This window comes from Hymenobacter terrenus (assembly GCF_000972495.1).
Lineage (GTDB): Bacteria > Bacteroidota > Bacteroidia > Cytophagales > Hymenobacteraceae > Hymenobacter > Hymenobacter terrenus.
Genome location: NZ_LATM01000007.1, coordinates 171,237 through 193,961, shown reverse-complemented (window position 1 = coordinate 193,961; position 22,725 = coordinate 171,237). Strand labels below are relative to the sequence as shown.

The 22,725-nt window shown below is 58.2% G+C and carries 16 protein-coding genes; 13 read left to right on the top strand and 3 right to left on the bottom strand.

The annotated features are described in order from the left end of the window. Nucleotides 1–7 precede the first annotated feature (7 nt). Nucleotides 8–1,342 carry a hemolysin family protein gene (locus WX88_RS12025; RefSeq protein ID WP_046244612.1) on the bottom strand — a complete coding sequence of 445 codons (1,335 nt, stop codon included), beginning with the start codon at nt 1,340–1,342 and terminating at the stop codon, nt 8–10. Between the two features lie 315 nt (nt 1,343–1,657). On the opposite strand from WX88_RS12025, the gene WX88_RS12020 reads away from it, so the two are divergent. From WX88_RS12020 to trxA, 11 genes are all read left to right on the top strand, one after another. Continuing rightward, nucleotides 1,658–3,835, top strand: a complete 2,178-nt coding sequence (locus WX88_RS12020; RefSeq protein WP_231590687.1) for a protein-disulfide reductase DsbD family protein — start codon at nt 1,658–1,660, stop codon at nt 3,833–3,835. Nucleotides 3,836–4,238: 403 nt separating this feature from the next. Next, nucleotides 4,239–4,703: an Lrp/AsnC ligand binding domain-containing protein gene (locus tag WX88_RS12015; protein WP_046244611.1), complete on the top strand. Its 465-nt coding sequence runs from the start codon at nt 4,239–4,241 to the stop codon at nt 4,701–4,703. A gap of 244 nt (nt 4,704–4,947) precedes the next feature. Continuing rightward, nucleotides 4,948–5,982, top strand: coding sequence for a glycosyltransferase family 9 protein (locus tag WX88_RS12010; protein WP_046244610.1), 1,035 nt, complete (start codon nt 4,948–4,950; stop codon nt 5,980–5,982). Nucleotides 5,983–6,079: 97 nt separating this feature from the next. Then, nucleotides 6,080–7,318: a M16 family metallopeptidase gene (locus tag WX88_RS12005; protein ID WP_046244609.1), complete on the top strand. Its 1,239-nt coding sequence runs from the start codon at nt 6,080–6,082 to the stop codon at nt 7,316–7,318. Between the two features lie 7 nt (nt 7,319–7,325). Beyond that, on the top strand, nt 7,326–8,270 hold the full coding sequence (locus tag WX88_RS12000) for a YDG/SRA domain-containing protein (protein ID WP_046244608.1): 945 nt from the start codon (nt 7,326–7,328) through the stop codon (nt 8,268–8,270). Next, entirely contained in the window at nt 8,260–8,751 is a 492-nt protein-coding gene (locus WX88_RS11995; protein ID WP_231590686.1) for a YDG/SRA domain-containing protein, read from the top strand. Before WX88_RS12000 ends, WX88_RS11995 begins: the two co-directional genes overlap by 11 nt. Nucleotides 8,752–8,778: 27 nt before the next feature. Next, the gene (locus WX88_RS11990) at nt 8,779–9,432 is read left to right on the top strand and encodes an O-methyltransferase (RefSeq protein WP_046244606.1); all 654 of its coding nucleotides are present in this window, start codon (nt 8,779–8,781) and stop codon (nt 9,430–9,432) included. A gap of 83 nt (nt 9,433–9,515) precedes the next feature. Continuing rightward, the gene (locus WX88_RS11985; protein ID WP_052732613.1) at nt 9,516–12,440 is read left to right on the top strand and encodes an outer membrane beta-barrel protein; all 2,925 of its coding nucleotides are present in this window, start codon (nt 9,516–9,518) and stop codon (nt 12,438–12,440) included. 91 nt (nt 12,441–12,531) lie between these two features. After that, nucleotides 12,532–14,853, top strand: a complete 2,322-nt coding sequence (locus tag WX88_RS11980) for a LysM peptidoglycan-binding domain-containing protein (RefSeq protein WP_197076764.1) — start codon at nt 12,532–12,534, stop codon at nt 14,851–14,853. A gap of 210 nt (nt 14,854–15,063) precedes the next feature. Continuing rightward, nucleotides 15,064–18,777, top strand: coding sequence for a DNA polymerase III subunit alpha (gene dnaE, locus WX88_RS11975; RefSeq protein ID WP_046244604.1), 3,714 nt, complete (start codon nt 15,064–15,066; stop codon nt 18,775–18,777). Nucleotides 18,778–19,104: 327 nt separating this feature from the next. Beyond that, complete coding sequence (trxA, locus tag WX88_RS11970; protein ID WP_046244603.1) at nt 19,105–19,434, top strand: thioredoxin; 330 nt, start codon at nt 19,105–19,107, stop codon at nt 19,432–19,434. A 79-nt stretch (nt 19,435–19,513) separates the two neighbouring features. Here trxA and WX88_RS30010 read toward each other — a convergent pair whose 3' ends face one another. After that, nucleotides 19,514–19,873 carry a hypothetical protein gene (locus WX88_RS30010; RefSeq protein ID WP_156176082.1) on the bottom strand — a complete coding sequence of 120 codons (360 nt, stop codon included), beginning with the start codon at nt 19,871–19,873 and terminating at the stop codon, nt 19,514–19,516. 278 nt (nt 19,874–20,151) lie between these two features. On the opposite strand from WX88_RS30010, the gene WX88_RS11965 reads away from it, so the two are divergent. Next, nucleotides 20,152–20,526: a hypothetical protein gene (locus WX88_RS11965; RefSeq protein WP_046244602.1), complete on the top strand. Its 375-nt coding sequence runs from the start codon at nt 20,152–20,154 to the stop codon at nt 20,524–20,526. Nucleotides 20,527–20,721: 195 nt separating this feature from the next. Then, the gene (locus WX88_RS11960; protein ID WP_046244601.1) at nt 20,722–22,011 is read left to right on the top strand and encodes an aminopeptidase P N-terminal domain-containing protein; all 1,290 of its coding nucleotides are present in this window, start codon (nt 20,722–20,724) and stop codon (nt 22,009–22,011) included. A 134-nt stretch (nt 22,012–22,145) separates the two neighbouring features. Here the strand turns inward: WX88_RS11960 and WX88_RS11955 are convergent, their stop codons facing one another. After that, nucleotides 22,146–22,700, bottom strand: a complete 555-nt coding sequence (locus WX88_RS11955) for a DUF4252 domain-containing protein (protein WP_046244600.1) — start codon at nt 22,698–22,700, stop codon at nt 22,146–22,148. Between the last annotated feature and the right edge of the window lie 25 nt (nt 22,701–22,725).

Sequence of the window (22,725 nt, the reverse complement as noted above, 5' to 3'; positions counted from 1 at the left end):
AAGAGGACTACATCTCGTCGCCCAGTTCTCCGCGAGGCTCGGCGCGCTCGGCCATAGTCGTGACACGGAGCTGCACCAATTCCACGGCGCGGCGTGAGCGTTGCAGCACGCGGAATTCGTAGGGGTCGAGCACGGCCACGTCGCCTACTTCGGGGATGCTGCCGTAGATGACGTTGAGCAGGCCGCCCACGGTTTCGTAGTCTTCGCCTTCGGGCAAGGGGAAGGGGAGGTATTCGTTGGCGTCGGAGATGGGCGTGGCGGGGTTGACGCGGTACTCGTCTTCGGCCACTTTCTCTACCACCGGCACTTCGTTGTCGTACTCGTCCTGGATTTCGCCTACAAGCTCTTCCATGATGTCTTCGATGGTGACGATGCCGGACACCCCGCCGAACTCGTCGCTCACAATGGCCATCACGATGTGCTTGCGCTGAAACTGCCGCAGCAGGCGATTGATTTTCTTGGTTTCGGGCACGAAGTAGGGCGGCCGCATGATGCGGGCCAGCTCTACTGGCTCCTGCCGCCGGATGATGGGCAGCAGGTCCTTCACGTTCAGCACGCCCACGATGTTATCGATGTTGCCTTCGTAAACTGGCATGCGCGAGTAACCCTCGTTGAAAACGATGTCCAGAATCTGGTCTGCCGGCGCATTCACGTCCAGGGCCGAGAGCTTGGTGCGGGGCACCATAATCTGCTTCACCATTCGGTCGTTGAACTCGAACACATTCTCAATCAATTCATGCTCCGAGTCCTGAATTTCGCCGCTCTCCTTGCTTTGGTCCAGCAGAATGCGGAGCTCGTCAGAGGTATGCGCTTCGGAAGCGTGTACCGAGTCAACCCCAAAGATTCGCAATACCAAGCCGGAAAGCTTGTTCAGTATCCAAATAAATGGATAGCTGATGATGTAAAATACCCGCAGTGGTAGGGCAATGGCGATGCTCAGGGCCTCGGGCCGCTGAATGGCCAGCATTTTAGGGGCCTGCTCGCCGATGACGATGTGTAGTACCGTGATGGTGGCAAACGACACCGGTAAGGCAATTTGGTGAGCCAATTCGGGCGTCACGTTCAAATCGAGGGCGTGCACAGCGGCCAGAATGATGGACGCCACCACGCTCTCGCCAATCCAGCCCAAGCCCAGCGAAGCCAGCGTGATGCCGAGTTGCGAGGCGGAAAGATAGGCCTCCAAGTCTTGCAAGATGCTGAGGGTAAGACGAGCCAGACGGTTGCCTTCTTTGGCGCGCAACTCAATCTGAGACAGGCGCACCTTGACCAGCGCGAATTCGGCGGCCACAAAAAATCCGTTTACCAGAACCAGTAAAACGGTGGATAATATTTTTAAACCCATGTCGGCGGCTCCGTGACGCGTTCGGTCGGGGGGCCTTTATTCCTCAAAAGTACGCAGTTTGGCGCAGGTGGTTGGGCCGATGAACTTTTGGGGCCGCAGTTTGTGGTATCGACACCCGTAGTTTTGTGGCAGGAAGCGCGTGTAAGTTGGCGCGGCCCCTGGCAACAGGCTCTTCCGAAGTCACTGGAACGGGTTCTGTAACGAGGGGCGACCTTTTTCAGTTCCGGAAGAGTTGCCGGGAAACAGCACGTGATGTTTGTAGAAATGAAGAACTCTTCAATAGTTAAATTTTTGTTACTCTGGTTGGGCTTAACCTTGCCCGCAGTTGCCCAGATTCTAACCCCCACCCACCTGAGCACGGCCCTGAGCCAGCCCACGGCCAAGGTAGGCGAGGAGCTGGAGCTAATTGTTAATGCCCGCATCGACGACAAGTGGCATTTATATGCATCAGATTTCAGTGATGAGGTCGGGCCGGTGGTATTTACCCTGAAATTCAAGCCGAGCCCTGCCTACGCGCTGGTAGGTAAGCTACAATCCATCAAGTCGCACCACGAGCAGGACGAGGTTTTCAAAGGCGAAGTAGCCTTTTGGGAAAAAACCGGCCAACTCCGCCAGCGCATCAAAGTATTGCAACCCGGCCCCCTCACCATCACCGCCGAGGCCGACTACCAAAGTTGCACCGACGTGGACGGCCGTTGTGTGCCCGGCAACGAAACACTGCGCTTCGGTCCGCTAACGGTGGCGAGCGCGGCAGCCCCGACCAAGCCAACCGGCGCAGTGAAGCCTGCGGCTACTCCAACTTCGGTAGCCGTGGCGGAGCCCGGAGCTGTACCGGTAGTAACTCCGGCCCCCAAGGCAATTTCTGCCGACTCGTCGGCGCAGGTAGCTGCTGCTACCACATCTGCTGCTCCTGCTAGCACAGCGGTTGGGGCGGCTAATGGTGCCGAGGTGGCTCCCACGCCAGCCCCCGTTCAGTTGCCTGAAAACCCGGTTGGTAAGGCTGGTGGCTTGTGGAGCTTTGCCTTTCTGGCTTTCACTTTTGGGCTGGCGGCTCTAGTCACGCCCTGCGTATTTCCAATGGTGCCCATGACGGTTTCGCTCTTCACCAGTGGCAACGACAGCCGGCAGCGCGGCATCCTTAAAGCCCTAGTGTATGGCGCCAGCATCATTGCTATTTACGTGCTGATGGGCGTGCTGGTATCAGTGTTATTGGGGGAAGATGGCCCCAACCTCATCAGTACACACTGGCTGCCGAACCTGATATTCTTCGCCGTATTCGTTGTGTTTGGCCTGTCATTTTTGGGATTGTTCGAAATCACCCTGCCCCATAAAATCGTGAACACTGTAGATACCCAGGCCGACAAAGGGGGCTGGGCGGGCATTTTTTTCATGGCCCTTACGCTGGTGGTGGTGTCATTTTCCTGCACTGCTCCCATCGTGGGCAGCATCCTGAGTCTCGCCGCGCGGGGCGAACGGATTACGCCTATTGTGGGTATGCTGGGCTTCTCGCTGGCATTTGCGCTGCCATTTACGCTATTCGCTATTTTCCCATCGTGGCTGAAAAGCTTGCCGCGTTCCGGCGGCTGGCTAAATACGGTGAAGGTGGTGTTGGGCTTCGTAGAGCTGATGCTGGCCCTGAAGTTCCTGAGCACTGCCGACTTGGCTTACCACTGGCATCTGCTCGACCGCGACGTGTACATCGTGCTGTGGATTGTGCTCTCGGCCCTATTAGGTTTCTACCTGCTCGGTAAGTTTCGCCTCTCGCACGACTCGCCGCTTGACCATCTTAGCGTAGGCCGCCTGCTGATGGCCGTGGCAGCCTTCGCCTTTACGGTGTATCTGGTGCCGGGCCTATTTGGTGCGCCACTGCCGCTGCTGGCCGGCTACCTGCCACCCCAGAGCAAGCACGATTTTTCGCTGGCCGCGGCTGGCAATGGTAATTCGGTCGGTTTGGGTGGTGGCACCAGTGTAGCTACCGCAAGTCAGCAGTGCGAGGCGCCGCGCTTCGGTGATTTTCTAGAGCTGCCCCACAATCTCAATGGTTATTTCGACCTAGAGCAGGCCAAGCGGTGCGCCCGTGCGCAGAACAAGCCAATTTTTATCGATTTCACGGGCCATGCCTGCGTCAATTGCCGTAAGATGGAAGCAACCGTGTGGAGCGACCCGCAGGTGCTCCAACGCCTGCGCAACGATTACGTGGTAGTGGCGCTCTATGTGGATGACAAGACCGAGCTTCCCCAGAAGGAGTGGTATACCTCGCCCCGCGACCACCAGATTAAAACAACGCTGGGCAAGCAAAATGCGGACTTGCAGATAACCCGCTACGGCTTCAATGCCCAGCCTTACTACGTACTGCTTGACCCCGATGATGCCACTAACAAACCCTTGGTTACCCCCATTGCTTACGAGCCTGATATAGCGCAGTTTAACGCTTTTCTACAGGCTGGGCTGAAGCAGTTCCACAATCAGCGTGAGCCAGTAGCTTCCCGTTGAGTAAACAGTTGATTGACATAATAGTACTAATAGCTGATTGCCACAAACGATTTTAAGCACGAAGAGGCGGCCCCCACCCAGAGGCCGCCTCTTACTAATGTGAGGAGCGCACCCACCCAGATGCGCGGCCTCGTTTTCCCCTCTTCTCCTCGTATCCGACCCCGGTAGTAGCAAAAGGAATTAGCCTTTTCTAAGAATCAACCCGCAACAAACCCGAATATTCAGTATTTATCGCGTGCTTTGTTCCACTACTTTGTTACCGTGGTCTTTTTCCTTGGATTATGACAAATGTAAGGACGCGAGAGAGATGGTGCAAATATTTTTGCTATTCAACCCAAAATTTACAATAACGGTAACCTTTACACCTTAATTTTTTAATCTTTTCAAATTCTTTCTGCGAAATATGGCTCGAAATTACGAACTTGATGATACTGACCGCAATATCCTGAATCTGCTCATTCAGGATGCGAAAATGCCGTACACGGAGATTGCCCGTAAGGTAAACGTGTCGGGTGGTACAGTGCACGTGCGAATGGCCAGGCTTGAGGAAATCGGCATCGTTCAGGGAGCTACTCTGCGGATTGATTATCAGAAGCTTGGATACGGGGTTAGCGCGTTTCTCGGTATATACTTACTGAAAAGTTCGGTTTACACCAGCGTGGTCAATCAACTGCGCGACATTCCTGAAGTGGTAAGTATCCATTTCACTACTGGGGCCTATGGGGTATTTGCGCGCCTCGTATGCCGCGATACCCAGCACCTGCGCGATGTGCTCCACGACCGGATTCAGCCCATCGATGGTATCGAACGCACCGAAACGCTCATTTCGCTCGAAGAAGTTGTGAACCGACCCACGCAGCTAACCTAGATTGGTTAGCTAGAGAACAGCAAATGTGTAACAGCCATTGGTCCCGTGCAAAGTAAGTTTGCGTGGAGCTAATGACTGTTTTTTGCTAATCAGTCGTGGCCGGTGCGTTAGCTATGTGTAACGTCCGCAGCGACATAGGCGCTTTCCCAAAACCAAAAAACGGAGAGCAGTAGCAGCCACATGCGGAGCGGGGATGGTTGTAGTTGACAGGGCTTGTTGGTGCGGCGTACTTTCGTAGTTGCTCATGCCTGCTAAGCCACCTGCTACCCTGCTCATTCAAACTGCCTTTATTGGCGACGTTATTCTCATGACGGCGCTGCTGGAGCACCTGGCCCTGCACGAGTCGGCCACGCCAGTGGATGTGCTGGTGCGCCGCGGTAATGAAGGCCTGCTGGCCGGCCATCCCCATGTGCGCCACGTGCTGATTTGGGACAAGAAGCACCGCAAATACGCCAACTTGTGGCAGCTGTTGCGTCAAATCAGGTCTGCCAAGTACGGCCGGGTGGTAACTTTACAACGCTTTGCCAGCACGGGCTTCCTTGCTGCCTTTTCGGGAGCGCCCGAGCGGGTAGGGTTTGCTAAAAATCCGCTGAGTCGGTTTTTCACGCGGCGGGTGCCCCACCACATCGGCGACGGCACCCACGAGGTGGCGCGCAACCTCCGCCTGCTGGACGCTTCGCCCGATGAAGAATTGGTAAGCAGGCTATTCGATAATTCTTTATTGCCGAAGCCGCGGTTGTATCCATCGGCGGCGGATAAGGCAGCGGTTGCGCCTTTCGTGGCGGGCGGCCCTTACGTGTGCCTGGCACCTACTTCGGTATGGTTTACGAAGCAATATCCGGAGGAAAAGTGGCTGGAGTTTCTGGCAGCCCTGCCGGCCGGGTTGCGCGTGTATCTGCTGGGGGGGCCGCCCGACGTGGCGGCGTGCGAGCGGCTGGTAGCGGCCAGTGGGCGCGAAAATGTGACCAACCTCGCGGGTAAAGTGAGCCTGTTGGCTTCTGCCGCACTCATGCGCGGAGCCGTAATGAACTACGTAAACGACTCCGCTCCAATGCACCTGTGCTCGGCGGTGGGCGCCCCAGTGACGGCTATTTTTTGCAGTACGGTGCCCGCGTTCGGGTTTGGGCCGCTTTCGCCGGTCTCATTTGTGGTGGAAACCGCGGAGCCGTTGGCTTGCAAGCCGTGTGGGCTGCACGGGCACGGGGCTTGTCCGCTGGGGCACTTCCGCTGCGCGCATACCATTGAAGTAAGACAACTGCTAGCGACCCTTGCCGGTTAGAATAGCGTGACCTACGTAGTGCGCGCCGTCCGGCAATGTTGCTGACGAAGTCGAACTACAGAGTTGGCGCTACTGACGTTCGTACCTTTGTGCACTTATGCTTGATTATCACATTCACGAATATCCCAACGGCATCCGCCTCTTACACAAGCAGGTACCGCACACTAAAATTGCGCATTGCGGCTTTCTGCTCGATATTGGCTCGCGCGATGAGGCCCCGCACCAGCAGGGCCTGGCTCACTTCTGGGAGCACATGGCTTTCAAAGGCACTGAAAAACGCAAGTCGTTTCACATTCTCAACCGTCTCGAAACCGTGGGCGGCGAGCTGAACGCCTACACCACTAAGGAGAAAATCTGCTTCTATGCCGCCCTACTCAGCACGCACTTTGAGCGGGCATTTGAGCTGTTGACGGACCTCACCTTCAATTCCGTGTTTCCCGGCCGTGAGGTAGAGAAGGAGCGAGGCGTGATTCTGGAGGAAATGAGCATGTACCAGGATGCCCCGGAAGATGCTATTATCGACGATTTTGATACTGTCGTGTTCGGCGACCATCCGCTGGGCGTCAACATTCTGGGCACGCGTGAGAGCGTGAGCCGCTTTCAGAGTGCTGATTTTCATGCCTTTTTGCAGGAGCAGATGCGTACTGACCGACTGGTGTTCAGCTCGGTGAGCAACCTGTCTTTTAAGGAGGTGAAGCGGCTGGCCGATAAGCTACTGGCCCCGTTGCCGGCCCGGCTGGGGCCGCGGGTGCGGCGGCCGGTGGGCGGCTATGAGCGCAAAACTCAGGTTGAAACCCGGCCCATCACACAGGCGCACTGCTTGGTGGGTGGCCCGGCCTATTCGCTGACCGACCCGCGCCGTATTCCGTTCTTCATGCTGAACAACATCCTTGGCGGTCCGGGCATGAACTCGCGCCTTAACCTGGCGGTGCGCGAGAAGTATGGCCTCGTCTACACCATCGACAGCACGTATTCGCCCTACACCGATACCGGCTTGTTCGGCATCTACTTCGGTACCGAAGGCAAGCAAGTGAAACGCACGCTGGGATTGGTGCAGAAGGAGCTGAAGCTGTTGCGCGAAAAGTCGCTCACCACCAACCAGCTGCACACGGCCAAGCACCAACTCATGGGCCAGCTTGCCATGAGCGAGGAAAGCAACAGCGGCCTGATGCAGCTCCTGGGTAAAAGCACTTTGGACCTGGGCCGCGTGGAGCCGCTGAGCGAGATTTTTGAAAAGATTAACAAAATCTCGGCGGCGGAACTGCGCGAAATGGCCAACGAAGTGCTGACGGACGAGCACCTGAGCGTGTTGCAATACGTGCCGGAAGGAAAATAGCCGCATCGTGCCGAAAGCGTCACCTTCCATTTTCGGTCCGATTGCGGGCATCGCGCCCAGCCATGAGTTTGCCAGCCGGCTGGAGCTGTGGGGCTCGGGCGTGCATCGCCAAACGCAGGCGGGCATCAGTGCCCGGCAGGGGCTGGGCGCAGAATCCATTGTGCTTTCCGGCGGCTACGAGGACGATAAGGACTGGGGTGCTGTCATTATTTACACCGGCCGGGGCGGGCGCAGTGCCGAAACCAACCAGCAGGTAGCCGACCAAACACTGACGGGCGCAAACCTGGAACTGGTTCGCAACGAGCAGGAGGGCCTGCCACTACGGGTGACGCGAAAGGTGACAACCAACCACAGCAGTTTCTACCGCTATGCCGGCCTCTACCGGGTGGTGAGCCACTGGGCGGCGCCGGGCAAATCCGGGCACCGCGTATGGCGCTTCCGGCTGGAGCTGCTTCCCGAAACGGTCGCTCTTGACGAAGAAACCGAGGCGCCGAGCGGGCAAGCGGAATTATTTGCGCCTCCGGGTTTGGCTGATTCCGCCGCCGCCGAACCAGCATCGGCCTACGGTCCGGCCCCGCGCCGAGTGAGCACGACCCTTCGGATTGTGCGAGATACAGCCGTCACGCGCCGCGTTAAGGTCCTACACGAACATTGCTGCCAGGTGTGTGGCATTCAACTGCGTGGGGCGGCGGGGCCCTACGCTGAGGCGGCGCACATCCGCCCGCTCGGGGCCCCGCACCACGGCCCTGATAGCCTGGAAAACGTGCTTTGCCTGTGCCCTAACCACCACGTGTTGTTTGATTTGGGCAGCTTTGGCGTGGCTGACGACGGGCAGCTGCTCGGAATTTCGGGGCAGCTGCGGCAGCACAAGAAGCATCCGATTAATCCGGTTTTTCTAGCTTATCAGCGGGTCCACTTTTATAAGCCGAATGCCGAAGCTCGTGGCGAATAACTCTGCCAGCCGTTTGGACAAGCGGCCGGTGTTTGGCCACGTGGGCACGTACCGGCCTGGTGACACCTTCCGCAACCGATTGGAACTGGCGTTTAGCGGCGTGCATCGGCCACCCCGGGCTGGCGTCTGCGGCACCCAGAAACTGGGGGCGGAGAGTATTGTGCTGGCCGGCCAGTACGAAGATGATGAGTTCGGTGAAGAGGAAATCTGCTACTCCGGCAACGGCGGGCGCGACCCGAAAACCGGCCACCAAACCACCGACCAAGTGGCCACCGGCACTAATCTGGCGTTGCTCAAAAGCCAGGAAACCGGCCTGCCAGTGCGTGTACTGCGCAAAGTGCCCGCCGAGGATGGTGGCCCGGAAGTCTACCGTTACGAGGGGCTTTACCAGGTTGTTGGCGCTAACTACGGGCCGGGTAAGTCGGGCTTCCAGGTTTTTGTGTTTCGGCTGCGGTTTTGGGGTGGAGGTAAGGCTGGATAATAAGGGGTTGCTAATAATTATTAAAGAATGACTACTACCAACGACGACGCCATTCAGGCTTATGCGGAGCTGCACACCGCGCCGGAGCCGCTACTGCTGGCCCAGCTCACCCGCGAAACGCACCTGCAAACCCTGCTGCCGCGCATGAGCAGCGGCCACCTACAGGGCCGATTTTTGAGCATGCTCAGTCACTTGGTGCGGCCCCGGCGGGTGCTGGAAATCGGCACTTTTTGCGGGTATGCTACGCTGTGCTTAGCCGAAGGGCTGGTTGATAACGGATTGGTGCACAGCATTGAAATAGACCCCGAGAAGGAGGCGCGCATCCGGCGGTATGTGGCGGCAGCCGGCATCGCTGAGCGGGTACGGCTGCACATTGGCGCCGCGCTCGACGTTTTGCCGGGCCTGGTCGATGAAGTGTGGGATTTGGTCTTTATTGACGCTGACAAGCGTAATAACGACGCTTATTTTGAGGCAGTCATCGGGCAGGTGCGCCCGGGCGGGTTGCTCATCGTCGACAACGTGCTGTGGAGCGGCAAGGTGCTGCCTACGCACGAGGTAAAAACCGGCGATAAGGATACGCCGCTGGTGCGCGCTTTCAACGACAAAATGGCCCAGGATGTGCGAGTGGAGCCGGTTTTTCTGCCCCTGCGGGATGGACTGCTACTGTTGCGTAAAAAGTAACTGCCCGGCGCTCATTCTGCTGGATTATAAACCTTGAGCGGCTAGATGCCGTCAAGCGAGTTTCGGTTGCTTTTACCAGTCATATGCGGCTCTTTACCTGCGTTTTTTTCTTCCTGATTGGGCTAAATCTGTCCTACGCGCAGGCGCCTACCACCGTGAGCGGGCGTGTGACCGACAGCAAAGACCAGTCGCCACTTATCGGAGCCAACGTACTGCTGATTCGCCTGCCCGACTCGGTGAAAACCGGCGCGGCGGCTGATGCCAACGGCAAATTTCAGTTTGATAACGTGGCCGCCGGGCGGTATGTGCTGGATGCGTCCTTTGTAGGCTATCAGAAGCTGAGCCAGGTGCTGACCGTGAGCGGGCAGCCCGTGCAACTGGGGACACTGGCACTGCAAACCGGTGGTGTGCGGCTGAAGGGCGTGGTGGTGACGGGCCAAGCAGCCCAACCGGTGCAGAAGGGAGACACCACCCAATTTAACGCCCGCGCCTTCAAAACCAACCCTGATGCGACTACCGGCGACCTGCTTGAGAAACTGCCCGGCGTGAGCCGTGGCACCGACGGCAAGGTGCAGGCTCAGGGTGAAAACGTGCAGCAGGTGCTGGTGGACGGCAAGCCCTTCTTCGGCAACGACCCCGACGCGGTGCTCAAAAACCTGCCCGCCGAGATGGTAGATAAAGTGGAGGTATTCGACCAGCGCAGCGAGCAGAGCCGGTTTTCGGGCTTGGATGATGGTAACACTACCAAAACTATCAATATCGTGACCAAGGCGGAGTTTCGCAACGGCACTTTTGGGCGAGTGCTGGCTGGCGCCGGAACCGAGCGCTACCGGGCCAGCGGCAACGTGAACAAGTTCAAGGGCAGCCAGCGAGTGTCGGTGCTGGCACAGTCGAACAACGTGAACGAGCAGAACTTTGGCACCGAAGACCTGCTGGGAGTGGTGGGCAACTCGAACCAGGGCGGCAACGGCCGGGGTGGGGGAGGCGGGCGCGGCGGTGCGGCCGGCAATGGGGGCAATGCCGGCGACTTCCTGGTGAACCAGAGCGGCGGCATCACCAAAACCAACGCGCTGGGCCTGAACTACTCCGATTCCTGGAATAAGAAAACCGACTTATCGGCCAGCTACTTTTTCAATCGGGCCAACAACACCTTACTCAGCACCACGAACCGGCAGTACGTGCTGCCGGAGCAGGCCAGTACCACCTACACCCAAAGCGCCAATAGCAATAGTATCAACACTAACCAGCGCTTCAATATGCGTCTGGAGCACAAGATTGATTCGGCCAACTCCATCTTATTCCGGCCGCGTTTCAGCTATCAGCAGAACGAGGCTACCAGCAACGTATTTGGGGTGACGCGCCGGGCTGGCGAGGACCAAAGCAACATCCAAAGCGACTATAACTCGGGCAATAAGGGCCTGAATACCGGCGGTGACCTGCTCTTCCGCCACCGTTTCGCTAAGGCCGGGCGGACTGCCAGCCTGAGCATCGGCGGCAGCTACAGCCAGCGCACCAGCAACACCACCTTGCGGACCGCTGATACCGGTTCGGCCCTGAACAACCTCAACCAGGCCAGCGACCTCAAGCAGAACGGGGGCAGCATCAACGCCAACCTGACTCTTACCGAAGCGCTGACGAAGCAGGACATGCTGCAAGGCAATTACGCCATCAACTACGCGCCCAATAGCTCGAACAAGTACACGTACGACGTGCTGACCGGCGACACCCGCCAGCTGAATGAAGGCTTGAGCAACGTGTTCGATAACTACTACTTAACGCAGTCGGGCGGGCTGACTTACCGGCACATTACGCAGAAATCCCAGGCCAGTGTGGGGCTGGCCGGGCAATACGCGGAGCTGTACAGCAACGCGCAGTTTCCGCGGCCCAGCATCGGGCGCTACTATTTCGTGAACGTGCTGCCCAATGCCAGCTTCAACTACCGTTTTACGCGGCAGAAAAACCTGCGGATTTTTTACCGCACCAATACCAACCCACCCAGCGTGAACCAGCTACAAGCTGTGGTGAACAACGCCAATCCCCTGCAGCTCAGCATTGGCAACCCCACGCTGCGGCAGGAGTTTCAGCACTCGGGCGTGGTACGTTACTCGGCTTCGAACCCCGAAGTATCGAGCAATTTCTTCGCGCTGCTGTCGGGCTCGTTCACGCAGAACCCGATTTCCAACCGCACCCAAGTGGCCATTCGCGATACGACCGTGGTGCCGGAGGGGGCGCCCGGCGTACGCCTGCCGGCCGGCGGCCAGCTCACCCAGCCTACCAACCTGAGCCAGCAGTATTCGGTGCGCTCGCTGGTGAGCTACGGCCAGCCCATCAAAGCCATCAAAACCAACGTAAACGTGAGCGCCAACGCCAGTTTCACGCAGACGCCCGGCATCGTGAATGGCGGCCTGAACTATGCTCGCGTGCCATCGTTCGGGGCCGGGCTCACGCTCAGCTCCAACATCAGCCCGCAGTTCGATTTCACGGCTTCTACCACGTCGAACCAGAACTTCGTGCGCAATACCTTGCAATCTCGGCTCAATACCAACTACTTCTCGCAAGTCACGCGGCTGCGGCTGGGCTGGATTGTAGGGCCGGGCATCAGCTTTTCCACCGACCTATTGCATCAGGCCTATTCGGGCCTCTCGGCCGGCTTCAACCAGCAGTATCTGCTCTGGAATGCCAGCCTAGGCAAGAAGGTCTTCCCCGGCCAGCGCGGCGAAATCAAAATCTACGCCTTCGACCTGCTGGGGCAGAACCGCGCCATTCAGCGCAACGTGACGGAGGCGTACTACGAAGACGTGCAAACTACCATTTTGCAGCGTTATCTCATGCTGATGTTTACATACAACATCCGCAGTGGCAACGTGGTAGCTCCAGCCCAGCCTACTGACGGGCCTCCCGGCGAACGGGGGTTTGGGCGGCCTGGCGGCTATGGCCGGTCTGATGGGGGCGGTGCTCCCGGTGGTGGCCCACCGCCTGCCGGCCCGCCGGCTGGTGGCCCTCGGTAGGGCCTCGGCCCGTTTTTTGGCCAAAAATCAGGTTCTTTGTAGCTTCCGGGCAGGAAGTGGCCACGGTGGCCGCCTCCCGCCCGTGCTGCCTATGCGAAATTCTGTTGTGTTGTTTGTAGTGCTGGGCCTCGGCCTGGCGGGTCCGTTGGCCGCTCAACCCGTCGTTTCCCGTCCGCATCCCGACGTGCCCGCGGCCTTTGACGTGGCCGGCCTGCACCTTGTGCTGAATGAAGAAGCCCAGCGCTTGGTGCAGCAAAAAGCCGACGGCCTGTGCCGCCACCAGCCCTCGTTTCAGGCCCGGGTGGATTTGGCCGACGCCGCATTTCCCATCATCGACCGCGTGCTGAAGGAAGAAGGCGTGCCTCTCGATTTCCGCTACTTGCCCTTGCAGGAAAGTGCCCTGCAAGGCAATGCGCGCAGTCCGCACGAGGCTGTGGGCTACTGGCAGCTCAAGCAGGAAACCGCCACCGAGCTTGGTTTGGTGGTGAGCGACGCAGTGGATGAGCGCCAGCACCTTACGGCCAGCACCCGCGCCGCCGCCCGCTACCTGTCGCGCAGCAACGCCTCATTGCGTAACTGGCTGAACGCCCTGCTGAGCTATAATACTGGCCTTGGTGGCGTGAAGCCCTACACCTTGCCCACCGACGCCAACGCTACCGAAATAGCCATCACCGAGGCCACCTCACCCTACGTGCTGATGTTTCTGGCCCAGAAAATTGCCTTCGAGCCCGCCTGTGGCCAGAACCCCAAGCCGCCGCTGCTGCTCCAGGAATTTCCCGCCGTGGCCGGCCAAACCCTCGAAGCCCAGGCCCTGACCCTGCACACCGACCCGGCCGCGCTGGCCACTCATAACCATTGGCTGCTAGCGCCGACCGTGCCCGCCGACCGGCCCTACACGCTCATCGTGCCCGTGGGGGATGTCACGCAGGCCGCTGGCATAGTGGCCAATCAGCGCCTGCAAAGCGGCAAAGAACTGCTGACGATGCCAGCCGTGGCCGCTAACTCGGCCGAGGTGCGGGTGAATAATTTGCGCGCCCTCATTGCGCTGCCCGGCGAAACGACCATGGACCTGGCCCGCCGCGGCCACCAAAAGCTGGGCGATTTTCTCCGTCATAACGAACTGCGAGCTTTCGATATGGCCGTACCCGGCCGCCCATATTATCTGGAAAGCAAGCGCAATGTGGCGGCCGTGGAATACCACGTGGCGCAGCCTGGCGAAACCGTATTGGACGTGGCTCAGAAATATGGCATCCGCCGAAAGGCCATTTTCTCTAAAAACCGAATGTCTCGTTTCGATGACCTGCGGCCCGGCCGGGTCTTGTGGCTTCAGCACACCCGCCCGCGCGAAGTGGCAGTGGAATACCGCAGCTTGCCCGAAGGAGTGGCCTTGGAGCGGCCCACCGCCGGATCGGCCGCCGCGAATACGGATGTGTTGATAGACCGTGCCAACGAAATTGTAGTTGCCCAACGTGAGCGGGCTCCCGAAGACGGCAAGGTCAAAGTAAAAATCAAAGTCAAAAACGGAACTACTGAGACCAAGCAAGTCGTGACGGAGGAAGCCGATGGTTGGGGCGAAGCCCTGTCGACGGCTACTGCTGCCGCCGCGCCCGCGGCTGCTCCGGTTGCGGTACCGGCTCCAGCCACTCCCGCTGTACCCGCGCCTGAAGTAGCGCCATTGTCCTCTCCCGCGCCGGCACCGGCCCCCACGCCCTTGGCCGATGAGCCTAGTGAGCCTGAGCCCGCTACGGAGCCGGCTGTCGTTGAGTCCAGCAAACCCGAGCCAGTTGCGGCTCCTCCAGCGGTGGCGTCGAAGCCCATTCCGGCACCCGAGCTGGTGTCCGCGCCGCCAGCGCGTTCGGTTACGCCAGCCATGCCCAGTCCTGCTCCCGTGGTTGCTGCCAAGCCGGCGACAGCATCTCCCAAACCAGTAACTGCGTCGGCGCCGGGCGGGGCGGCCGGAACTACGCACCGCGTCGAGCCCCACGAAACGGTTTATTCCATTAGCCGTCTGTACGGCATTCCACCGGCAACTCTCATGGAGGTAAATCGCCTCACGCCCCCCGCTAACCTAGCGGTTGGGCAAGTACTGATACTTCCGGGGCGGGCGCCGCTGTCTGTCGCCGCCGTGCCGGTGGCAAAACCGGTGCAGGCGCCAGTTGTCGCAGCTGCCCGTCCGGGGAGCAAGGTGAACCCCGCGCTGTACGTGCCCAAAAAGGCCGCGCCGGCTGCCCCTGCCACCTCTGCTCCAGTGGCGGCAGGGGCCACTCAGCACACCGTGGTCAAAGGTGAAACCTTGTTTAGCATTTCCCGCCAGTATAATGTGAAGGTGGCCGACCTCCAGGCCTGGAATGCCAAACCCGACCAGTCCGTGAAGGTGGGCGAGGTGCTGCGTGTGCAGGCGGCGGGCAAGTGAGTCCCGCATTTATTGCGGTGAAGGTGATGCGGTAAATAGCCCAAAAATGCAGCGTGCAGGGAATCAGACCGCAGGCATTTTGGGTTTGGGAATGCCTGCCAGCCGGGGGTATCTTTAGTCTTTGTAAATGTTGAGCGTTTAAATGTTGAACGCTGGATTGCTCAGTGAAGCGACTCAGTATTTAACGCTTAGAACTCGAAACTTCCTACTATGCCCACGTTCTCGCACCTCCATTGCCACACCCAATACTCGCTGCTCGACGGCCAGGCCAGCATTTCGGCCCTGATGAAGAAGGCGCAGGCGGATGGCATGCCCGCCGTGGCCCTTACCGACCACGGCAACATGTTCGGGGCGTTCAACTTCGTGGCCGAGGCCAACAAGTACAATGTGAAGCCCATCGTGGGCTGCGAGTTTTACCTGGTAGAAGACCGGCACAAGAAGGCCTTCAGCCGTGAGAAAGGGGAGAGGGACAACCGCTTCCACCAGCTGCTGCTGGCCAAAGACCAAGCCGGTTACCACAACCTGAGCAAGCTCTGCTCGATGAGCTTTATTGAGGGCGTGTACTCCAAGTTTCCGCGCATCGACAAGGAGCTGCTGGTGCAGTACCACGAGGGCCTGATTGCCACCAGTTGCTGCATCGGCGCCGAGGTTCCGCAGACGATTTTGTTCGGCACCGAAGCCCAGGCCGAGGAAAAGCTGAAGTGGTGGCTCGACCTGTTCGGCGAGGATTATTACATCGAAATCCAGCGCCACGGGCTGATGAATTTCGACGGCACCGGCAAAAGCCAGGAAGACGTGAATCAAGTCCTGCTCGGTTTCGCCAAGAAGTACAACGTCAAGGTTATCTGCACCAACGACTCGCACTACGTCGACCAAACCGACTACGCCGCCCACGACCTGCTGCTGTGCGTGAACACCGGCGAGGAGCACAGCATCCCGGTCGGCGACATCCGCACCAACTACTACACCCTGCTCACCTCCAAGGGCGAGGTGAAATACGACCTGCTCGATAACCTGCGCCGCGACTACAGCCGCGACGAAAACGCCCAAAAGCAGCTGCGCCGCATCGACGAGGAACTGCAGAAACCCAAGCCCCACACCCGCTTCGGCTTTGCCAACGACCAGTTCTTCTTCAAGAACCAGGCGCAGATGAACGAGCTGTTCGCCGACCGGCCCGACAGCGTGGACAACACCAATGAAATTGTCGACAAAATCACGCCGCCCAAGCTGGCGCGCGACATTTTGTTGCCCAACTTCCCCATCCCGGCCCCCTTTGCCAACGCCGACGAGTTTCTGCGCGAGCTGACCTACGTGGGGGCTTTTGGGCCAAGCGCGGGGAACGGCACGGTGAAGCTCAACAAGCCGCCGCGCTACGCCGACCGCACGCCCGAAGTCGAAGAGCGCCTCGATTACGAGCTGCGCATCATCCAGACCATGGGGTTTGCGGGCTACTTCCTCATCACCCAGGACTTCATCAACAAAGGGCGCGACATGGGCGTGGCCGTGGGTCCGGGTCGGGGCTCGGCCGCGGGCTCGGCCGTGGCTTACTGCGTGGGCATCACCAACATCGACCCCATCAAGTATTCGCTGCTGTTCGAGCGCTTCCTGAACCCGGAGCGCGTGTCCATGCCCGATATCGACATCGACTTTGACGACGTGAACCGTCAGAAAGTCATTGATTACGTGGTAGAAAAGTACGGCAAGACGCAGGTGGCCCAGATTATCACCTTCGGCACCATGGCCGCCAAGTCCAGCATCAAGGACGTGGCGCGGGCGCTGGAGCTGCCGCTGCCCCAGACCAACGACCTCACCAAGATGGTGCCCGAAAAGCCGGGCACCACGCTGGCCGGCGCCTTCGCCGAAAACCAAGAACTGGACATGATTCGGCGTGACGAGTCACCGGACAACCTCAAGGGCCAGATTCTGCGACTGGCCACGCAGCTAGAAGGCTCGGTGCGCAACACCGGTATTCACGCGGCGGGCGTCATCATTGCGCCCGACGACATCACGAAGTACATCCCCGTTTCGACCTCCAAGGACTCGGACCTGCTCGTCACGCAGTTCGACGGCAAGGTGATTGAGAGTGCGGGCATGCTAAAGATGGACTTTCTGGGCCTCAAAACCCTGACCATCATCGTGGATGCCATGAACCTGATTGAGCGCAACCACGGCGTCAAAATCGACATCGACAACATTCCGCTCGACGACGAGAAGACCTACGCGCTCTACCAGCGCGGCGATACCATCGGCACCTTCCAGTTTGAATCCGAAGGTATGCGGCAGTATCTCAAGGACTTGAAGCCGACCAACATCGAGGACCTGATTGCCATGAACGCCCTCTACCGGCCCGGCCCGATGCAATTCATCCCGAACTTCATCAACCGCAAGCACGGCCGCGAGGAAGTGGAGTACCCGCACGAGCTCCTAAAACCCATCCTGGAATACAGCCAGGGCATCATGGTGTACCAGGAGCAGATTATGCAGACGGCCCAGATTCTGGCTGGCTACTCGCTCGGCGGGGCCGACTTGCTGCGCCGCGCCATGGGCAAGAAGGACATGAAAAAGATGGCCTTGGAGCGTGAGAAGTTCATCGAAGGCGCCAAGAACCTGCACGGCATCGTGGCGAAAAAAGCCAACGAGGTATTCGACGTGATGGAGAAATTCGCGGAGTACGGCTTCAACCGCTCGCACTCCGCCGCTTACTCGGTGGTGGCTTACCAGACTGGTTATCTGAAGGCTAACTACCCGGCCGAGTACATGGCCGCTGTGCTCACCAACAACATGGGCGACATCAAGAAGGTGACCTTCTTCATTGAGGAAGCTCGCAAGCAGGGCGTGCCCGTGCTCGGGCCGGATGTGAATGAATCCTTGCTGAAATTCAACGTAAACCAGGAAGGCGCCATCCGTTTCGGCATGGGCGCGGTGAAAGGCGCCGGTGAACTTGCGGTGGAAAGCATGGTGCAGGAGCGCGAGAAAAACGGCGAATACAGCGACATTTTCGACTTCGCCAAGCGCGTGAACCTGCGCACCGTGAACAAGAAAACCTTCGAAAGCCTGGCCCAAGCCGGCGCCTTCGACGGTTTCGGCAAGCACCGCCGCCTCTACGTGGATGCCCCGGCCGGCGACCAGAGCCTCATTGAAAAAGCCATGAAAATGGGGCAGCAACATGCTGCGGCCAAAGAATCGGCGCAGCATAGCCTCTTCGGCGCCGGAGCGTTCGGGGCCGTGGCCGCGCCGCTGCCCAAAATGCACGAGATGGAGCCCTGGAGCAAGACCGAGCAGCTCCGCCGCGAAAAAGAAGTGGTGGGCTTCTACCTGTCGGGCCACCCGCTCGACAGCTTCAAGCTGGAACTGGACGCCTACTGCACCTGCGGCCTCGACAAGGTGGACGAGATTAAGAACAAGGAACTGGCCGTGGCCGGCCTCATCAACAACGTTCTGTTCAAGACTACGAAAACCGGCCAGCCCTTCTGCACCTTCACGCTGGAGGACTACGAGACCAGCATAAATCCGGCGCTGTTCCGCGACGACTACACCAAGTTTGCGCCCCTCATCAACCCGCGCAACTACCCCAACGAGCAGGTGCCACCCATGTACGTGCGCCTCAAGCAGGAGCTGCGCCGCCACACCCAGGACCAGTGGGACCTGCGCATCCTCTCGATGCAGCCTCTGGCCGACGTGGCCGAGAAAATGAGCAAAGGCGTCCGCGTGCGCCTCGACCTACGCACCGTAACTGGCCCCATGCTCGACCGCCTGCAAGACGCCATCGACCACGCGCCGGGCGGCAAGCGCCTCGAAATTCAGTTCGTGGAGCCCCACGAGCACTTGGCCGTGGACATGTTCTCGCGCCGCTTCCAGATTGAGCCCAAGATGTTTATTGAGAAGATGAAAGAGTTGGAGCTGGAAGTTTGCACGCTGATATAGAGACTGTTTATTGGTCCGAGGAACGTCCTGCTGAGCGCCGCCGCATCTCGCTCGTGCGCTAATCCTCTTGATTGGATTACTGTTGCGGGCGAGATGCTTCGACTGCGCTCAGCATGACAGGCTGGTAAATGACTTCCTTCAAAGGCCTGCGTTCAGCATGACTTTCCCAGCTTTCAGATAGCCAGTTCAGTCGTTCGCCGGACCTTGGGCCGGCCGGAAACGCGCTTCTGAACTTTCCCCCACCCACTATGTTAAACATCCAATCTGCTACCTTGCGACCCCGTTGGCCGTACACGCCAGACCATCATTAACCCAACCCAAATTGAAATGGGACACAAAGCAATTGAAATAACCGACGCCAACTTCGATGAAATCATCGGCGGCGACAAGCCAGTATTAGTCGATTTCTGGGCCGAATGGTGCGGCCCCTGCCGCATGGTAGGCCCCGTAGTGGAGGAACTGGCCGGCGAATACGAAGGCAAAGTGGTAGTGGGCAAAGTTGACGTTGACGCCAACCCCCAAACCTCGATGAAATTCGGCATCCGCAGCATTCCCACGCTGCTGGTTTTCAAGAACGGTCAAATCGTTGACAAGCAAGTAGGCGCCGTGCCCAAGCACGTGCTCGCCCAAAAACTCGAAGCGCAGGTAACGGCTTAATGCCGTTTCTCGTTGCATAGAAAAAAGCCCCTCGCCAGTCTGGCAAGGGGCTTTTTCGTGCCCGATAGGCAGAGAATGTCTATTCGTGCGAGCGGCTACGTCGTGCCCGGGATTCCCGTCGTGCGTGTATCTTCAAGTGCCTCTGACGCGCGTGTAGCCGCCGTCGGAGTTGAGCCGGGGAAGTCACGGACTTCCTTTCCTCTAGTCCCAGCAGTACCCGCAGGGTGTGGCGCAACTTGGCTTTCGATTTGTGGGCACTGTGAGATGTTGTTTTTTTCGTGGTGCTGGCCGCGGCAGTCTGCTCGGCAGCAGTGGCTTTGCGCTGAACTTCGGCTGGGCTTTCAGTGCGCGGTGCGGGGTCGCTTAGGTTGGCAGAGGCCGAGTGCTGCGAGAGAAACAGCAGTCCACCAGCAGTTAGCAAGATGTAGAAATTTTTCATTAAAAGGAATTGAAAGGGGGTTAGGGTAGTAAAACTGCACTAAAGTAGTTATGAATACGATTTTTTGAAAAAACTATGATAAATAATCATTAAAAATAAAAACAACTGCTGAGAGAGCTTTACTATAAATCGGAATGTATCCTATCTGCTATTATTCACTGCCTATATTAAATAACCTGCACATATGCTCGCAAAATATGTACATTATCAGCGAACTACGTAGATGTAAGCTCCGTATTAGGCCCATGTATTCACCATTAATTCCCACCCTTTTCTATATGAAGCGTATCTTCAGTTTACTCGTTTCTATGAGCCTGTTTGGAGGCTCCTTAGCGCTAGCCCAAGCGCCGGCTGCCACTACTGCACCGGCTACTATGAGCACCAGCTCAACTAAAACTACTACCAGCAAGACCCAAGCACCCGGCACTAAAGTCATGACGAAGTCGAGCACCATGACGACGCCTTCGGGCACAACCAAAACCTCGACTAGTACCAAAGTGAAAGCCGATGGTACGCCGGATATGCGCTACTCATCCAATAAAATGAGTAGTACGAAGACGACTTCCACCGGCCCTGCAAAAGCCAACGGCACGGCCGACATGCGCTACAAAGCCAACAAAACCACGGTCAAAACGACCAAGACTAAAATGTAAGTAGCCTGAAGTCTGGCCAAAGAAAGACCCTTACCACTAGCGGCAAGGGTCTTTCTTTGGCCAGACTTCAGGCTACTTGCTCAATTCTGATGGGTTATAAGCCAGAGGCCCCGTGTCGAGCCGGTGCAGTGGGTGCTACTTCCTTCGAACCTAACTTGCACGCTATTCCCATCTCTTCGCTCACCACGCTTTTCTATGCGCTACGCTCTCCTCGCTCCCGAGCTTTTTATTGAAAACCGCCGCCGTTTCCGCGAGTTGCTGCCCCCGGCTTCACTGGCTATTTTTCAGGCTAATGACGTGATGCCGACTAATGCTGACGGCACCATGGCCTTCCGGCAAAACAATGACCTGTTCTACCTGAGCGGCGTCGATCAGGAAGAAAGCATCCTCGTCCTCTTCCCCGATGCGCGGCTGGCGCACCACCGCGAAATCCTGTTTCTGAAAGAAACTTCCGAGCACATTCTCATTTGGGAGGGCTACAAGCTGACCAAGGACGAGGCGCGCGCCAATTCGGGCATCCCGACCATCATGTGGCTCGACAGCTTTAAATCGGTGCTGCCCGCGCTGATGAATGAAGCGGAAAACGTTTATTTGAACTCCAATGAGCACATTCGGGCCGTGGTGGAAGTAGAAACCCGGGACGCTCGCTTCATCAAAGCCATTCAGCGTCAGTACCCGCTACATACTTATCGCCGGGCCGCGCCGCTGTTGCATAGCCTGCGTGCCATCAAGAGCCCTGAGGAAATCCGGGTGATGCGGCAGGCTTGCGACATCACTGGCAAGGCGTTTCGGCGGCTGCTGGGCTTCGTGAGGCCGGGCGTGTGGGAGTTTGAGATTGAGGCCGAAATCGTGCACGAATTCATGCGCAACCGCAGCCGCGGGCCAGCCTACGGCAGCATTGTGGCCAGCGGCAAAAACGCCTGCGTGCTCCACTACACCACCAACGACAATCAGTGCCAGGAAGGCGACGTGATTCTGCTGGACTTTGGCGCCGAATACGCCAACTACGCCGCCGACCTCTCGCGTAGCATTCCCGTCAGTGGTAAGTTTAACCCGCGTCAGCTCCAGGTGTACGATGCCGTCCTGGGCGTGATGAACTTCGCTAAAACGCTCCTTGTGCCCGGCGGCGAAATCGAGGCTTACCACCAGGCCGTGGGCGAGCGTATGGAGCAGGAACTCATCAAGCTTGACTTGTTGAATGCATCGGATGTAAAAAACCAGAACCCTGCCGCTCCGCTGTATAAAAAATATTTCATGCACGGCACCAGCCATTACCTGGGGCTCGATGTGCACGATGTGGGCTACAAATACCGCACCTTCGAAGCTGGTATGGTGTACACTTGCGAGCCTGGTATCTACATTCCCGAGGAAGGCTTGGGCATTCGCCTGGAGAATGATATTCTCCTCACCGCCAATGGTAATGAGGATTTGATGAGAGATATCCCGCTACAAGCGGAGGATATTGAAGCCCTTATGAAGAAGTAGAACAGAGCATAGCACAATGTAGCGCGCAGCCTTTGCTGCGTGTCTCCCGCGTCGCAGGGAATAGTTCTAAAGGCGCGGGGAACACGCAGCAAAGGCTGCGCGCTACATTGTGCTATGCAACGTTATGCTAGGCTCTATTTACTTGTGGCCTGCACGATTTGCGGCAGGTATTTGGCCAGGGTCTGTACCTGTGAGCGGGTAAAATTACCATTGACTGCAACCAGCACGAACGAATCAGCGGCGTCGGGCAGCTGGCCGGTGGCGGCAAATTCCGAAACCTTGTCGCCGGAGGCTCGCACCGAAACCTGGTAGTCGTTCCCCAGCGTCGAACCCACCGAAATAGGCTCGTACTTATTGCCTTGCAGAATGCCGGCCGCTTCTTGGCGCAGGCCCTGATTGGCTAGCTCACGCGCCGTGCTCGTGGTAGGGGCGAAGCTGATGACCTTGGCCGAGCGGATGCCGGTAATGGCATTGGTAAGGTCGGAGCCGCCGAGGAGCTTGGCGGCCTTCACCAACGCGAGCCGCTGGAGCAAATCAGCCGACCATTCGGTGGTTTTGAAGCCTTCGCGGCCTTCGTACTTGGAGAAAAATGAGGCTACCGTGCGAGCTGGAGTGCCAGGCCCGCCAGCGCGGCAGCCTACCAGTAGCAAAAACAGAAAGAGGGCGGGGAAACGAAGTTTTGTAATCATCAGGCAAAGGTGGCAAAAAGATAGG

Bases quoted from the DNA above. Each gene is read 5' to 3' on its own strand.
- WX88_RS12015 (WP_046244611.1), top strand. From the start codon at position 4,239: ATGGCTCGAAATTACGAACTTGATGATACTGACCGCAATATCCTGAAT.
- WX88_RS11955 (WP_046244600.1), bottom strand. From the start codon at position 22,700: ATGATTACAAAACTTCGTTTCCCCGCCCTCTTTCTGTTTTTGCTACTG.
- WX88_RS12005 (WP_046244609.1), top strand. From the start codon at position 6,080: ATGCTTGATTATCACATTCACGAATATCCCAACGGCATCCGCCTCTTA.
- WX88_RS12025 (WP_046244612.1), bottom strand. From the start codon at position 1,342: ATGGGTTTAAAAATATTATCCACCGTTTTACTGGTTCTGGTAAACGGA.
- WX88_RS11965 (WP_046244602.1), top strand. From the start codon at position 20,152: ATGAAGCGTATCTTCAGTTTACTCGTTTCTATGAGCCTGTTTGGAGGC.
- WX88_RS11990 (WP_046244606.1), top strand. From the start codon at position 8,779: ATGACTACTACCAACGACGACGCCATTCAGGCTTATGCGGAGCTGCAC.
- WX88_RS30010 (WP_156176082.1), bottom strand. From the start codon at position 19,873: ATGAAAAATTTCTACATCTTGCTAACTGCTGGTGGACTGCTGTTTCTC.
- WX88_RS11980 (WP_197076764.1), top strand. From the start codon at position 12,532: ATGCGAAATTCTGTTGTGTTGTTTGTAGTGCTGGGCCTCGGCCTGGCG.
- WX88_RS11985 (WP_052732613.1), top strand. From the start codon at position 9,516: ATGCGGCTCTTTACCTGCGTTTTTTTCTTCCTGATTGGGCTAAATCTG.
- WX88_RS11960 (WP_046244601.1), top strand. From the start codon at position 20,722: ATGCGCTACGCTCTCCTCGCTCCCGAGCTTTTTATTGAAAACCGCCGC.
- trxA (WP_046244603.1), top strand. From the start codon at position 19,105: ATGGGACACAAAGCAATTGAAATAACCGACGCCAACTTCGATGAAATC.
- WX88_RS12010 (WP_046244610.1), top strand. From the start codon at position 4,948: ATGCCTGCTAAGCCACCTGCTACCCTGCTCATTCAAACTGCCTTTATT.
- dnaE (WP_046244604.1), top strand. From the start codon at position 15,064: ATGCCCACGTTCTCGCACCTCCATTGCCACACCCAATACTCGCTGCTC.